The organism is Pseudomonas sp. 32_A (assembly GCF_017490905.1).
GTDB classification, from domain to species: Bacteria; Pseudomonadota; Gammaproteobacteria; order Pseudomonadales; family Pseudomonadaceae; genus Aquipseudomonas; species Aquipseudomonas inefficax.
Map to the genome: position 1 here is coordinate 1 of NZ_JAFGYI010000238.1, position 490 is coordinate 490.

The following is a 490-nucleotide window of genomic DNA, read 5'->3' on the forward strand; positions in this document are numbered from 1 at the left end:
GTACAACCCTGCTGCACCGCACCACGCGGCGCTTGTCGTTGACCGCCGCGGGGGCGGCGCTGCTGCCCGAGGCCCAGGCGCTCAATGCCCAGGCGGCGCGTGCGCGGCAGGCGGTACTGGCATTGCAGGACGAGGCGCGGGGCACGGTGCGCCTGAGCTTGCCGGTTTCCCTGGGGGAGACCTTCTTCGATGCCTGGTTGATGGAGTTCTCCCGCGAGTATCCCGACATCCGCCTGGAGCTGGACCTGTCCAACGCCCTGCGTGACCTGGTGGCGGACGGCTTCGACCTGTCTAGCCGCTCCGGCAGCCTGGCGGTAGACGAGCGCGTGGTGGCCCGGCCGCTGTTCGCGCTGCAGGAGCGGACCTGCGCCACGCCGGACTACCTGGCGCGCCACGGGGTGCCGCAGTCGCCGGCGGAGCTGGCCGGGCATTCCTGCCTGCAGAACACCCACTACCAGGACAGCGGCACCTGGCTCTACCAGCGCCATCA

1 protein-coding gene is annotated in these 490 nt (G+C 71.0%); it reads left to right on the forward strand.

Annotation, left to right across the window (positions count from 1 at the left end; genetic code table 11):
* On the forward strand, window positions 1-490 hold a 490-nt coding region (locus J5M58_RS26460), incomplete at both ends, for a substrate binding domain-containing protein (protein ID WP_207880316.1).